Source organism: Lacrimispora sp., assembly GCF_036758025.1.
Classification (GTDB): Bacteria; Bacillota; Clostridia; order Lachnospirales; family Lachnospiraceae; genus Lacrimispora.
On record NZ_DAIOXM010000015.1, the window covers coordinates 23036 to 38064 of the forward strand.

General features: G+C 44.9%; 12 protein-coding genes. 1 reads left to right on the plus strand and 11 read right to left on the minus strand.

Annotated elements, in window-relative coordinates:
* Positions 1-2: 2 nt before the first annotated feature.
* From V7M78_RS13415 to V7M78_RS13425, 3 genes are read right to left on the minus strand one after another with little or no spacing between them, the layout of a single operon-like run.
* Positions 3-857: an ABC transporter permease gene (locus V7M78_RS13415; RefSeq protein WP_333650344.1), complete on the minus strand. Its 855-nt coding sequence runs from the start codon at positions 855-857 to the stop codon at positions 3-5.
* Positions 858-869: 12 nt separating this feature from the next.
* Positions 870-1799, minus strand: a complete 930-nt coding sequence (locus tag V7M78_RS13420) for an ABC transporter permease (protein ID WP_333650346.1) — start codon at positions 1797-1799, stop codon at positions 870-872.
* A gap of 19 nt (positions 1800-1818) precedes the next feature.
* Positions 1819-3384 carry an ABC transporter substrate-binding protein gene (locus V7M78_RS13425; protein WP_333650348.1) on the minus strand — a complete coding sequence of 522 codons (1566 nt, stop codon included), beginning with the start codon at positions 3382-3384 and terminating at the stop codon, positions 1819-1821.
* A 268-nt stretch (positions 3385-3652) separates the two neighbouring features.
* On the opposite strand from V7M78_RS13425, the gene V7M78_RS13430 reads away from it, so the two are divergent.
* Positions 3653-5959, plus strand: coding sequence for a helix-turn-helix domain-containing protein (locus tag V7M78_RS13430; protein WP_333650350.1), 2307 nt, complete (start codon positions 3653-3655; stop codon positions 5957-5959).
* Between the two features lie 48 nt (positions 5960-6007).
* Here the strand turns inward: V7M78_RS13430 and V7M78_RS13435 are convergent, their stop codons facing one another.
* The 8 genes from V7M78_RS13435 to cysK form a co-directional block, all read right to left on the minus strand.
* Entirely contained in the window at positions 6008-7045 is a 1038-nt protein-coding gene (locus V7M78_RS13435) for a hypothetical protein (RefSeq protein WP_333650352.1), read from the minus strand.
* A gap of 422 nt (positions 7046-7467) precedes the next feature.
* Entirely contained in the window at positions 7468-8541 is a 1074-nt protein-coding gene (uxuA, locus tag V7M78_RS13440) for a mannonate dehydratase (RefSeq protein ID WP_333650354.1), read from the minus strand.
* A gap of 217 nt (positions 8542-8758) precedes the next feature.
* Positions 8759-9910, minus strand: a complete 1152-nt coding sequence (locus tag V7M78_RS13445; RefSeq protein ID WP_333650356.1) for a M20/M25/M40 family metallo-hydrolase — start codon at positions 9908-9910, stop codon at positions 8759-8761.
* A 95-nt stretch (positions 9911-10005) separates the two neighbouring features.
* Positions 10006-10830, minus strand: a complete 825-nt coding sequence (locus V7M78_RS13450; RefSeq protein WP_333650358.1) for a MetQ/NlpA family ABC transporter substrate-binding protein — start codon at positions 10828-10830, stop codon at positions 10006-10008.
* A gap of 14 nt (positions 10831-10844) precedes the next feature.
* Positions 10845-11513, minus strand: a complete 669-nt coding sequence (locus tag V7M78_RS13455; RefSeq protein ID WP_333650360.1) for a methionine ABC transporter permease — start codon at positions 11511-11513, stop codon at positions 10845-10847.
* A complete protein-coding gene (locus V7M78_RS13460; protein ID WP_333650362.1) occupies positions 11506-12555 on the minus strand; it encodes a methionine ABC transporter ATP-binding protein in 1050 nt (349 codons plus the stop codon). Before V7M78_RS13460 ends, V7M78_RS13455 begins: the two co-directional genes overlap by 8 nt.
* Positions 12548-13729 carry an amidohydrolase gene (locus tag V7M78_RS13465; RefSeq protein ID WP_333650363.1) on the minus strand — a complete coding sequence of 394 codons (1182 nt, stop codon included), beginning with the start codon at positions 13727-13729 and terminating at the stop codon, positions 12548-12550. The genes V7M78_RS13460 and V7M78_RS13465 overlap by 8 nt, the downstream gene beginning before the upstream one ends.
* A 206-nt stretch (positions 13730-13935) precedes the next feature.
* Complete coding sequence (cysK, locus tag V7M78_RS13470) at positions 13936-14868, minus strand: cysteine synthase A (protein ID WP_333650364.1); 933 nt, start codon at positions 14866-14868, stop codon at positions 13936-13938.
* Positions 14869-15029 lie beyond the last annotated feature (161 nt).

Consider the following 15029-nt stretch of genomic DNA (forward strand, 5'->3'; position numbering starts at 1 on the left):
ACTCAATCTTTGTTTTTGGGATCTAAAATGTCCCGGATTCCGTCTCCAAGGAAGTTAAAGGCCAGCACAATGATCATCAGGGTCACTCCTGGAACCACCACAGTCCATGGAGCTGTGGCTATGTATTCCCTGCCGTCTGCAATCATGGAGCCAAGGGATGGATTGGGGAGAGGAACTCCCATTCCCAGAAAGCTTAAGTTAGCCTCAGTTAAAATGACAAATCCGATCTGCTGGCTCATTAAGATGATCAGCGGAGTCAGCACGCAGGGCAGGATCTGGGTCAGAAGGATTCTGCCATTAGAGGCTCCCAGCACTCTCGATGCCTGGATAAACTCTGAATTCCGGATTCCCATAACACTTCCCCGTACCACCCTGGTATAAGAAGTCCAGCCGACCACTGCCAGCACCAGCAAAAGATTTGGCACGCTGTTTCCAAAGATAGCCATAACCGTTATGGCAAGAACCATGGTGGGAATGGACAACTGGATGTCGCAGACGCGCATGATCACATTGTCAACGGCCCCGCCAAAATAGCCTGCTACAGCCCCAAGGGCTGTTCCGATTACAGCAGGAATCAAAACTCCTGCGGCTGCAATCAGCAGGGATATCCTGCATCCGATTACCAGCCTTGTAAAAATGTCCTGTCCAAGGGCATCGGTGCCCAGAATATGGCCGCCCAGCCCATTCTGGAAAAGTTCCGGAGAAATCAGACGTTTTCTCAAATCTGACTGTATGGGATCATAGACCACAAACAGGGGCGATGTAAATGCGGCAATGATGACTAAAACCGCTATAATCATTCCGATGATGAAGAATTTGGACTTTCCCATTCTTCGCAGCAATTCACTTTTTTTCATGACAGCTCCTCCCTAATTCAGACTCATGCGGGGATCGACCACAACGTAGATGATGTCCACCAGAATGTTGATGATTACAAACAGAGAAGCCGTTACAAGCAGAATGGACTGAATCAGGGGAAAATCCCTCATGCTGATGGCTTTTACCGTCAGGCTTCCAAGCCCGGGCCAGCCAAATACCTGTTCTACGATAATGGCCCCTGCCAAGAGCTGGCCGATCTGCATGCCGATAATGGTGATCGTGGGAAGCAGAGCGTTTTTCAGGGCATATTTGGTGTAAATCTTAAAGTTTCCGATTCCCCTGGCCTTTGTTGCCGTTATGTAATCCTCTTCCAATACCTCGTACATCCCGGAGCGGAGCATTCTCGTTACCAGGGCTGCTAAGGGCAGTCCAAGAGTCAGGGCCGGAAGAATTAAGTTCTGAAAGGAACCATAGCCCTGGGTGGGCAGCACCCCCATAAAAACCCCGAAAAACAAGATGAACAAAAGGCCAAGCCACACCTGAGACATGGACATACCTAAGAGGGCAAACACCATGGAAATAAAATCAATAACCGAACCCTTTTTAATTCCTGAAATAATTCCCATGGGAAAACTGACGAAAATGGAAATCACCACTGCAGCAAAGGTCAATAGCCCGGTTGCAGGAAGGCGTCCGAAAATAAGTTCTTCGCAGGAACGGTTGAAAAAAATGGATGTTCCCAGATTTCCGCGGACCACATCCCATATGTAAATGAAATATTGCTGGATCAGCGGCTTATCCAGCCCCATCTTGGCCTCCACCGCAGCAATCTGCTCTGCTGTGGCATTGTCCGGCAGCATAAGAGCTGCCGGATTGCCCGGGGCCAGGCGCATAAGGCCAAAGGCTACTACCGACACTCCAAAAAGCACGATAATTGCCGAAAAAAGCCTTTTTGCCATAAATCGCATAAAATTCTGCATATTAATACCCCCTGTTTTTTTAGTTCCTCATTACCCTTGAAAGGTCAATGATGGTGTCATTGTAGAGCTTGATTCCGCTCAATTTATCAGAGTGGGCATTAATGGTATCAAGGTTGATAAAGTAGCACATACGTCCGCCGTCTTCCATCATCAGGGTAAACGCCTTTTTCAGCAGTTCATCCTGCTTGCTTAAATCAATGGTCTCTTTGGCTTCTGTCAGCAGAGCGGTGATTTCCGGATTTTCCAGTTCTGTGTTGGCGGAATCAGACAGCCAGTGGGTGATCATATGGCGCCATGGGGAACCGTTGTTGTAAAATACGTTGGAAAATGCGATATCATATTCCCCAGCAGACCGCTTGGTCACAAAGGTGGCGCCTTCCATGATTTCCAGCTTTACATTAAAGCCCACTTCCGTCATCATGGACATCACTGCCTGAAGAACCTCCTTGGTACGGGGCACCTTTCCGTCAATTGCCATGAAATAAATCTCTTCCCCGTTATAGTTGCTTTCTACCAAAAGCTTCTTTGCAAGCTCCGGATCGTATTGGTTGTACTTGCCTGCCATATCTTTGTCATATCCGGTCACACCTTCCATAACAGGCCAGTAGGCCGGGGAACCGGAGCCCAGAATGCTTTCCACAATCAGCTCCCGGTCAATGGCATGGGTAAGGGCCAGGCGGATGTTCTTATCTGCAAAGGGCTTGCCTGCACCGCACTGGAGAGCCATCCAGCTTATGGTGGTGCCGGGCTGGGAATCCACTGTAACGCCTTCGCTGCCGGAGAGCACCTCTACCTGATCCGGCGGAATGTTGGAAATCAAGTCAAACTCTCCTGTTCTCATACTGGATACACGGGTGGTATCTTCAGAAATGGGCTTGTAAATGATCTTATCCACATTGGATTTTTCATTTCCCCAATCCCAATACTCATCATTTCTCACAAATACCGCTTCATTGCCCGGATCCCAGCTTACAAACTTCCATGGGCCTGTACCCGGATTTGTCTTAAATAAATCCTCTCCCTGTTCAGCCAATGCCTTTGCCGGAAGCATGGGCATGTAAGTAAGCTGGTTTAACATATCACCGATGGGTTTCTTGCAGTGAACGATGGCCGTATATTCGTCTGCTGCTTCCACGGATTCAATATCAGACCAGAGGAAATTCATATTTAAGGTATTGTCTTTCGCACCTCTTTCCAGAGTTGCCTTTACGGATTCTGCATTAAATGTCTCTCCGTTATGGAACTTTACTCCTTCTCTTAACTGAAAGGTCCAGTCAAGGCCGTCATCAGATACGCTCCATTCCGTAGCCAGTCCAGGTTCGTAATTTCCTGCGTGGTCTGTGCGCACCAGCATGTCATAGATTAAAAGCTGGATGCTGTAGAACGGAACCACAGGCTGTCCCATGGTGTCCCATGTGTAAACATCTTCTGACATGGAAAATGTCATTACATTTTCGACCCCTTCTTTTTTGGAGGACTGTGTCTCTGTTCCTGTTCCTGATGGACTGCCTGTTCCTTGGCAGCCTGCAAGAGTTCCCATTGCCAGGACTGCTGCCAGTAAGCATGAAATAATTCTTTTCTTCATAATTTCTTTTCCCTTTCTCAATGCATATTCACATCAAACCGAGCTCGTTTATGTAATACGAATATAGCCTGACACCTCTCTGATGTAAATATCCGGTTTTCTCTTTTATTTTCATAATTTATCCAGGAAGGATAAAATTTGTTAACAGTACAAAATTTATCAAAAGAATGACTTCTTTCAGCACTTGTTATCAAACTTCAATTCTTATATACTTATTTTTGTAACTTTTGTATAGTTTTACAAAGTTCTCACAAAGGAGCGATGACTGATGAATCAAAACCGAAAAGACCTGCTTGGAAAATTTAAAAATAAAAAGCTGCTGACCCAGCTATTTACAGTTATGATAACCTTCAGCGCCCTCCTTATGGCCGTCGTATCCATGGTAGTGACCCACCAGACAACTGCCACTTTTATCAATAATAATAATCTGGTTTATTCCAATGCCTTATATGTATCCCTTCAGACCCTGGACACCTTATTTTCCGGCTTTCACAACTCCCTGACCCATATTACCTATGATGCGGGCATCGTTGACTCTGTGGTGACTCCCAAGCGCCTTCCCTCCTCTGCCAATGACCAGGTCTGGTCTATTTTAAACGGATACTGCCAGGAAACAGAGGCCATTGATGAGATCTACTTATATGTGAGAAAAACCGACGCAGTTTTTACTTCAACCTATGAAAAATGTCTTCTGGAGGATTTCCGGGAGAAGGACCTTATTACAAAACATATGTCAGGCCGGTCTGCCACCTCCTTTTTAAAAAGCGGGCGCACAACTTCTATTGAACTGTACAGAGGCAATATTTATATGGTCCGGGATTTTCCTTTAAATGGTGAAAAAAGGCTTGGAACCTTATTTATGAAAATGAAGCCCTCCATTCTCTACGATTCTCTGGAAGGCTCCCAGACCTCCTTCAGCCTTTTATTTGCCTATGACAACGACTGGAATCCCCTGTTTCCCGGCATGCTGGATTACAGCATTCTTCCGGAGGAAGCGGCACGGGATATTCCATTTCTCATGGAGCAGGGGAAAAATACTCTTTATTTCGAAAATCAGCACTACTTTTTCAGCCAGTCGGACAAGACCAGCATTCGTCTGGTGCTGCTGGTCAATGACTTTGCTTTCATGCCCTCCTTTGGCATGGTGCTGAAAAACTCTCTGCCCTTTTTTGCCCTGATTTTAGTATTGAACACTCTGTTGTCAGCCTGTGTCCTCTATTTAAGCTACATGCCTGTCCAGAAATTAAAGAAAATGATTTCTTCCGAAGAACATACGGAAAATAATGAAAGTACGGAAAATGAATGGAATTATCTGACGGAAAGCTTTTTGAAGATTTCCAGCCATAAACAGCAGCTGGATTATATTTTAAGCGATATGATTCCAAAAATTTCAAAAGAATTTTACTTTGATCTGCTCAACGGCAAACCAATGGATTCTTCCTATATTCAAAACATACTGACCAACATCAACAGTCCCCTCCAGGCAGAAGGAGAATGTAAAACCATTGTTCTGACCTTTAAAAAGCCCATGGAAACGGCTGAAAAAGACCGGCTTTTAGAACATTTTATGGGAACCCTGGCCCAATGCCTGGGGGAAATCAGCCGGTATGTCATGCAGCAGATTGACGAATCCCTTTACGCAGTCATCCTTCAGTATGAAGGGGACACTGCTCTTCCTTTGATTACAGGGCTTGAGGTGAAGCTGGAGCAGATCTTTTTTGATAATCTGGCTGCTTCCGACCATGCCTGGCTGGAAATCGGTCCAAAATGTTCTTCTCTTCAGCAGGTATCCTTTTCCTATTTGGAAAGTGTAGAGCGTCTGGCTCACCGGAAATACCCGTCAAAGCAGACGGAAGGAGGAATGAAAGCTCCCCGGGAGGATTTTGTGGTGCCTAATCACCGTTTTTTCCAGCTTCAGTTAAAGTCCATATCCGGTTCTGTCATGAAGGGAGATATTGATTCGGCCCGCCAAAAGGCCCTGCACATCTGTCATACCTTAGCCCTTGACAGTGAAAACAGGGATTTATTCCGGGCTTATGAGTTTTACCGGCTGGCATTCTTAAATGTTCTGGCCTCTTACCGCATTGTTGAAACAGATCAGGAGGAGTATGCCTTCGTCTTTGATCCTGAACCTTATTCTGCAGATATGGAGTACAATCCGGTACAGATGGAGGAGTATATGGAACGGTTTTGTATTGCCTGTGTCTCTCTATTAGGAGAAAAGTACCAGAAGCAGCAGCATAAATATTTAATCAGAGCCAGGCATTATATTGAAGAAAATTTTACCAACCCTGATCTTTCTCTCAACCTGCTGGCTGAGCAGTGCAGGACTACAACCAGTTATTTAAGCAGGCTTTTTAAGGAAAGCTTTGGAATTAACTTTGTGGATTATTTAAACCAGTACCGGATTGAAAAGGCAAAGGAGCTGCTTCTTACCACCCATAAACCGGTAAAGGAAATTTCCATGACCACTGGTTTTAACTCCCAGCAGAATTTTATAAGGGTGTTTAAAAAACATACCGGTATGACTCCCGGCCAATTTAAGTCTCAGGGAAGAGCGGGGAAACAGGAATAAGTGAATAAAATTCGGCAGCCTATCCAAAGGGAAGGCTGCCGTTTGATCTTATTCTTTATTCCAATACTGATTTAAGTACTTCTCTGCGTTTTCATTTGTCATTGAAAACTTTTGTACAATTCGAATCAGGGTATCTTCTCTGGAGGCATTAAATTCCATGCAAGTTTCAATTAAAACCTTTATCCCTGCTTCTATTCCCTTCTCCATTCCTGTTTTTATTCCTGTCTTTATTCCCTTTTCTATTCCCCTCTCTTCAATAGCCTCACTTAAATTACACATAATATTAACACTCCTTTCCCAATCCGGCGTCATGGAAATCCCAAATTCCTGGGATAAAACTTCCTTTTTCCTGTCAACAGACAACCAATCTGAAAATAACGTTCCCAAAAGCCTGTGCAGCTTTAATTCCTGACTTCCCTCCGTCAGCGTTTCCGGCAAGCCTACCATAATAACACTAAGTAAATCATACCTGCCCAGATCGCCGGAAGTTCCTACAATATGCCTTTTCCCCATACAAAACTCCGTAATGGTATTTCTGGCCTTTTCCGGTGAATTCATGCAGATCCAGATGGAATACACCTTCTTAATATCATTATAATTGGGAATTACAAATTCCGTATCCAATTGGGCAGAAATCATCCGGGAAGTATAAAAAACTCCCCGTGTAACGAGATCATAACCCGGATAAAAATTCTTCTGGGCTTCCAGATCTACAATAATTTTGACCTTTTCTTCTTTTCCCGGAACCCGTACAAAGAAACGAACATCATAGGTGATCCTGCCTTCATACGGAATCCCGCTTTCTGTACTACAGCCGCCAATGACCGGTGGAATCTCTCCCACCGCTCCCCTTTTCACTCCCTCCGGATCATTTGTTTCTCCCGGATTAACGGGAACAATTGATACTTCCGGGTCCCCTTCAATAAGGGGTATGACGTGTTCCGGCTCCAGACCGGCAAATTCAGAAACTGCATTTACAAGAATATGGGCTAAAACAATTTTTTGAGACAATAGATTTTTGGCATGTCTGTCATATTGAGCATTTAAGCCGGATATGCGCATGGCCCTTTCAAGACTCTCCTCCACAGGCAAAACCTCCTTTTGTACTTCTGTCATCATATTCATCATAAATAACAGGAGGTCCCTTTGAGATGTCCTGCTTTTTATGCTTTCCGCAGAGCATCATCTATGGAGATATGGAGTCTGTATTTCAACATTCAACAATAGTCAGTTATATGGAAATTATAGCATCCCATACACTCTGTTGCAAGAAGGGAATACAGTGATGATTGCTTGGGGAAAGAGGTATAACGTGTTATGGGATTTAAAAAATGATTTATAGAAAATAATTAAAACCTTTAGAAAAATGATTTGAAAATACATTTTTATAATAACATATAAACTCATATTTGAAAAGGAAGAATGCCAGGAGATAAGTAAGCAAAACAAAAACAGAGTGCTGACTGATAACTAACATTCGCTATCAGACAGCACCCCAGTATTTCCTATTACTTATTCATTTTCTCCAGAGATTCCCAGATTCCATTTAAATACATGATTCCCAGTGCTCTGTCATAAAGTCCATAACCTGGTCTGGCTTCTTCTCCCCAGATCATACGGCCATGGTCCGGACGAATATATCCGTCGAATTTGGTATCGTGAAGTGCTTTCATGATTTCAAACATGTCCAGATCTCCATCAGAAGAAAGGTGGGAAGCTTCTCTGAACTGCTTCTCTCCCAGGAACTTCACATTCCGCACATGAGCACAGGCAATGCGGTCCAGCTCTCCAAAATGACGGATGATTTCCGGAATGTTGTTGGCCGGATTAGAGCCAAGAGAGCCTGTACATAAGCAAAGCGCATTGGCACGGCTGTCCACCAGATTGATGATCTTGTCAAAATCCTCCTGAGAATGTGCGATTCTCGGCAGTCCGAAAATGGGCCATGCCGGATCATCGGGATGAACTGCCATACGGATTCCCAGTTCCTCACAAACCGGTATTACTTTCTCAAGGAAATATTTATAATTCTCCCTTAACTGGTCCGGGGAAATATTTTTATAAACCTCCAGAACGCCTTCCAATTCCTTTAAACGCTCCGGCTCCCAGCCTGGCAGAGAAAAGCCCTTGGAATTCTTTGTGGTATTTTCAACCAGCTTTAAGGGAGTCATGCCCTGAAGTTCTGCGTCATCATAATATAAAACATTGGAACCGTCTTCAATATCATGAGCCAGGTCCGTTCTCAGCCAGTCAAATACAGGCATAAAGTTATAAACGATCACTTTTACGCCGCACTGTGCCAGATTACGGATGGTGGTGATGTAATTGTCAATATACTTGTCTCTGGAAGGAACGCCCATCTTAATGTCTTCATGAACATTAACACTTTCAATTACTTCCACTTCCAGACCTGCATCATGAACCTGTTTTACATATTCCTGGATTACCTCCAGAGGCCATACCTCTCCTGCTGCATACTGGGTCAATACGCCCATCAGACCTGAACAACCAGGAATCTGGCGGATCTGCTTTAAAGAAACACTGTCATCATTTTCTCCAAACCATCTAAATGTCATCTTCATATTGGTGAAACCTCCTTAAATTATATTATATATATTGCCGTTTCCGGCTGGCATTTCATTGTTAAAGCCATCAATGCTGTTATTTACATACTAGCATATCAGTATGCTGTTGTCAATATATACAGCCTTCTTTCTGCATTCCTTATTCACAAAAACGTGCTGTAACATCCAATGCCAAAATGGAAGCGGCATAACGAATTTTACAGCACGTTTTTCTTTATTTTTTATTTGATTCCCAGGTCAAAAGTCCAAGGGCCAGGCGGGCGCTCCGCTCAAGCTCTTCTGCTGTGGTGTATTCCTCAGGAGTGTGGACTTCATTCATTCCGCAGGAAACCACAATTCCCCTGATCCCGTTTCGGACAAAATGATTGTTGTCACTTCCTCCCAGGGTATACTGAGTAGTTCCCTTCAGCCCTATGGAAGCACATACCTCCTTAAACCGTCTGACCACTTCCTCTTCATCGCCTATTTCATAAGCTTCGATCTGTTTTTCAAAGAGAATTTCGCAGCTCCCCTTAAGGCCGGAAGCCATTTCTTCAAAGGCTGCTCTGACCTTGCTCCACTGCTCCATTGCCTTATGGTCTTTTAAACTGCGGATTTCTCCCAATACAACACACTCATCGGAAACAATGTTGGTCTGTTTCCCGCCGCTGATCTTTCCGATATTTACGGTGGTTTCTTCATCCACCCAGCCCTGCTTTAATTGCGCAATAGCCTTGGCTGCAATTTCAATGGCATTGATTCCAAGCTGAGGGCAAAAGCCTGCATGGGCGGTTCTGCCCTTTACTTTGATTTCAAAGGAAAGCAACGTGGGAGCGGCTGTCGCGGCCAGACCGATTTCCCCGCTTAAATCAAACACATATGCCTGTTTTGACTTGATTCTGATATAATCGGCAAGCTGGCTGCCTTTTCCGTAATTTTCCTCTGCAACAGGAAACAACACCTCAATATCCGGGTGCGGAAGATTATTTTCCCGGATCACCCTGACTGCCTCCAGAATAGCGGCAATTCCCGAAAGGTCATCGGCTCCCAGTATGGTATCCCCTTCTGAGGTGATTTTTCCGTTTTCATCCTCAACAGCCCGCTTCCCAATACCTGGCTTTACCGTATCCATATGGGCGGACAGTAGGACAGGCTCAGAATCCTTGTTTCCTTTTAAAAATCCATATAAGTTTCCAGTGGGAACGGCACCGCCGTAGGAAGGTATCTTCTCTTTCAGGCGAAAGCCTGCGTCATCCTCCCATACCTGAAACCCAAGCTGTTCCAGTTCTTTTGCCAGATAATCGGCAATTTCCCGCTCCTGGTAGGTTTCGGAATCAAATTCTACCATTTTTTTAAATTGGTTTACAATTCTGCTTCTCTGAATCATGTGACCCCCTGCTCTTTTTGTATTGAGTGACTTTAAGTTTTCTATCCTCATTATACACGGATTCACAGTCTTATGCACGATCTTCTTTACAGTGGTTACTGTAACTCCTCAGGAACAAACCACAGACCTGTGTTGTTCTTTTTCATATACTCTTTAAATTCATCAGAATGGTAAGCTGCTGCGATGTCCTTTGCCCATTTCGTATCTTTGTTCTCTTCCTTTACCACAACCTGCAGAACCAAATGCTCTAAAATATCTTCCTGTAAAATGGCAGTAGATGGGTCAATGCCTGCATTATAAACAATACTTCCCGTAATAACTGCAAAATCAAAATCATCCAGAGCAGGCGGAATATTCAGAGAGTCCATTTCCACGAATTCAATGTTGTACTTGTTTTCAATGATATCGGATTGTTTCACTGTTCCAAGAGCAACATCGGGATTGAGTTTAATCCAGCCGGCCTTTTGTAACAGTGCGTAAGCCCGTGCCGTATTGGAAGCATCATTTGGTACTGCCACGACAGCGCCATCGGTAATAGACTCCACTGAAGTGTGTTTTGCGGAAAACAATCCGGCGGGAACTGTTGGGATAGGGGAAATGGGAACAAGATTTCCATTTTGGCTCTTATTGAAATTTTCAGCATATGCAATGTGCTGTTCCACGTTAAAGTCGATTTCGCCCTCATTCAACGCAGTGTCATTTTGCAGAAGATCGGAAAAATCAACCACCTCCAATTGATATCCCTGCTTCTCCAGAATGGGCTTTACTGCTTCTTCAAATAATACGGTATAGGGTCCTGCCGCCTTGCCGTATTTTAATGTTGTCTTCTCCTGACCGGTCTTGCTTTCGTTCTTTGGTGCACATCCTATTACGGCAACAGCAAGCAGAGCAGTAATCAAAGCTAATCCTAATTTTTTCATAATAATATTCTCCTTTATTTACGTGTTCTGACACGTTTTGATAAATAATTTCCAAACCCTTGAATTAACTGAACAAACACAATCAGCACAATCACAGTTGTAACCATCAGAGGGGTATTAAATTGCTGATAGCCATAGGTTAAAGCCAGGGTTCCCACACCGCCTCCGCCAATGGCACCTGCCATAGCCGTTGCGCCCAAAAGCCCGATGGTGCCTGTGGTCAAAGCCAAAATCAACGAACCCATTGCTTCCGGCAGCAAAAAGTACCAGATGATCTGCAAAGGGGTAGCCCCCATAGCCTCAGCTGCCTCCACAATCCCTTTATCCACTTCAAGCAGGGAGCTTTCTATCAGGCGGGAAAGAAAAGGCGTTATGTAAAATACCAGCGAAACCAGGGCAGCCTGGGTACCGATGCGGGTTCCCACTATGATTTTTGTCAGCGGCATAATTGCCACCATCAAAATGATATAAGGAACAGAGCGCACAATGTTGATTGTGTAATTAATCAGTTCATAGATTACCTTGTTTTGCAGGATGCCCCCCTTGCGTGTAATGGTGAGCAGAATCCCAAGGGGAATCCCTAAAAGCGATCCCAATACCAGACCCCAGAACAGCATATAGATGGTCTGACCGGCTGCAGCTGCCAGTTGTTCACCGGTAATGTCTAAATATTGCTCAATCATTCTTATCCTCACCTTCCCCTGTCAGACTTAAGACTTCAACCTGAACGCTGGAATCTTCAATAAATTTCTGTATTTCATCCAGCTTCTGCTTGGAGCCAAACACCTGGACAATCATAATACTGAATACAACTCCCTGAAGCTCGCAGACAGTGGCAAACAAAATGCTGTTTTCCATATGAAATTCTGTACTGATCCGATACAGCAAAGGTTTTCCAGCCGTATCCCCCTGAAAACGCAGGCGGAAAATCCGGCTTTCATTCTGATTGTTCCGAATATTCTGAACCAGGCTTTGGGGTATGCTGTCATTGATCACGGTTTTTACAAAACTTTTGGTGATCTTATGCTGGGGATTTCCGAATACTTCAAGGACCGTGCCTTGCTCAAGGACACTTCCGCTGTCCATAACCGCAACCTTGGTGCACACATTGCAAATGACATTCATTTCATGGGTGATCAATAGAATGGTAACGTTCAGCTCTCTGTTTATCTTTTTTAGAAGCTCTAAAATAGAATCAGTGGTCTTTGGGTCCAAAGCACTTGTAGCTTCATCGCAAAGCAAGATACTGGGATTTGTGGCAAGAGCACGGGCTATGCCGACCCGCTGCTTTTGACCGCCCGAAAGCCTTGACACATTGGTGTTTGCCTTATCCTCAAGCTCCACAAACTGCAGCAGCTCTTTTACCCGTCTATCAATCTCTTGTTTCGGCACTTTGTTCAATATGAGCGGTGCCGCTATATTCTGAAAAACAGATTTGGACTGAAGCAGGTTGAATTGCTGGAAAATCATGCCGATATTTTTTCTGAGTTTACGTAAGTCCGGCATTGACAGGGTGGTGATATCTGTTCCGTCCACCAGCACACGCCCTTCTGACGGACGCTCCAGAAGGTTTACCAACCGTACCAGAGTTGATTTGCCCGCTCCGCTGAATCCGATCACTCCGAAAATGTCGCCCTTTTCCACTGTAAGGCTGACCTGGCGCAGGGCAAGAACTTCCCCTGAGGCAGAGTCAAACCGCTTGCTCACGTTTTGAATTTCAATCATCAGATGCCTCCCTCTGCACTGGTATTAATTCCCCGCTTTTTATGGCAATCAGAGTTTTTTGCGCTAATGCCGCAAAATAATCAACTGCCGGTTCCAAGGCATTGGTATCCACCTGGAATTTGGGGTGATGGTTGGGATAAGATTCCCCGGTACCGATGTGAATGAAAAATCCCGGAACCATTTCCTGATAAAAAGCAAAATCTTCTCCTCCCAGAGATGGGGAAGGGACTGTGATTTCTAATCCCAGTTCTGTTGCAGCGGCAGAAGCAACCGGTTCAAAGCATGGGGCATTATCTGTAGCAGGAGGACCTGCAAACCAGTCAATTTCTGCCTCTGCCCCCTGGGACAGGGCAATGTGCTGGACCAGGGTACGAAAGCGTTCTTCCATCAGTCTGCGGTTATGTCTGCCCATTGTACGCACCGTTCCTTCCAGCTCGGCTGTCTGCGGAATCACATTCCAGGTATTACCTGCACTTATCCGCGTTATGCTGAGCAGTCCCTGGGAAAAAGGATCAAGGTTACGGCTGACAATGCTTTGGGCAAGGGTTACAATTTGTGAGGCTGTCAGAACCGGATCGATTCCGTCCTGAGGGTGAGCGGCATGAGTGCCTTTTCCGGTGAGCCTGACGATAAACCGGTCTACAGCAGCAGTTACGCTTCCGGAAGTAATTCCCACAGACCCTACCGGCTGGTTGATTTCAATATGCAGACCGTAAATCGCCTCCACATCATCAAGCACTCCTGTTTTTATTACCTCCAGCGCACCGACAGAGGATTCCTCGGCAGGCTGAAACAGAATTTTTACCTTTCCATGCAAATGCTCCCGCTGCTCCTGCAATTTTTTTGCCACATACAGCATCACTGTAGTATGAAAGTCGTGTCCGCAGGCATGCATTTTTCCCGCCGATGCAGAAGCATATGGCAATTGGGTTTCTTCCCCCACGGGCAGGGCATCAATATCACAGCGCAGAGCAATGACAGGTCCTTCTTCTGCTCCTTGAATCTCTGCCGCCAGCCCGGTTTTTAAATCCAGGTCCAAAATATGGATATGATGATATTCTAAAAACTCACGGATCCGGCCAGTTGTCTCGTATTCTTCAAAAGGCAGTTCAGGGTTTTGATGAAACCAATGAAAGGTTTCTGTAATTTTGTTATAAAATGTAGAATGAGACATAAGCAGTCCAACCTTTCCAACATAAAGATGCTAATATATTAATAAAAAAACTTTACTTCCTTGCACTACTATCATACATCTCCTGCATGTATATATGTAATACATATATAATACAACTGGTTATAAAAAAAACTTATAACCAGTTGTATTGAGAAATTATTTATTTTAACGTATGCAACCTCATTCTCTTAATGAGCATGCACGTGTTAGCCGAATAAAGGAGTTGACAAGTACCTGTCACCGGAATCCGGAAGCAGAACCACAATGGTTTTTCCCTTGTTTTCCGGCCTTTCTGCCAGCAGCTTTGCAGCTCTTAAGGCGGCGCCGGAAGAGATTCCCACCAAAATTCCCTCTGTCACTGCAAATGTCTTTCCTTCTTTAAAAGCGTCCTCATTTTCAACGGTGATGATTTCATCATAAATTCCGGTATTTAACACGGTCGGTACAAAGCCTGCTCCGATTCCCTGAATCTTATGAGGTCCTGGTTTTCCTCCTGAGAGCACCGGGCTGCTTGCCGGCTCCACTGCTACGATTTTAACGCCCGGATTCTTCTCTTTTAAATATTCTCCGACTCCGGTAATGGTTCCGCCTGTTCCCACGCCTGACACAAAAATATCCACATTTCCATCGGTCTGCTCCCAGATCTCCGGGCCGGTGGTTTCCTTATGCACCTTGGGATTGGCCGGGTTATCAAACTGGCCCAGGATCACAGAACCAGGTATGGTCTGCTTCAGCTCTTCCGCCCTCTCAATGGCGCCTCTCATGCCCTTAGCTCCCTCAGTCAGCTCTAGCTCTGCACCGTAGGCCTTTAATAAGTTTCTCCGCTCCACACTCATGGTATCCGGAAGAGTCAGAACGGTGCGGTAGCCCTTGGCAGCAGCAACAGCAGCCAGGCCGATTCCCGTATTTCCGGAAGTGGGCTCAATGATGGTGGCTCCAGGCTTTAAAACTCCTGTTCTTTCTGCATCCTCAATCATGGCAAGAGAGATTCTGTCCTTTACAGAACCAGCCGGGTTTAAGTATTCCAGCTTAGCCAGAAGGGTCACTCCTTCAATTCCCTCCACCTCACTGTAACGGTTTAACTTCAGTATCGGTGTTCCTCCAATCAGTTCTATTGCACTTTCTTTAATTGTTCCCATCTTCCTTACCTCCGTTTATATATTTTTTAATTTTATACGAAATGATATGGCAAAAAGCGGCTGCCCGAATGGCATCCGCTCTTTCCCGTTTGACCATTCTCTCATTTCCTATATGTTTAATAGGTTTATATGATATATTTATATTAATACATCATACGAAA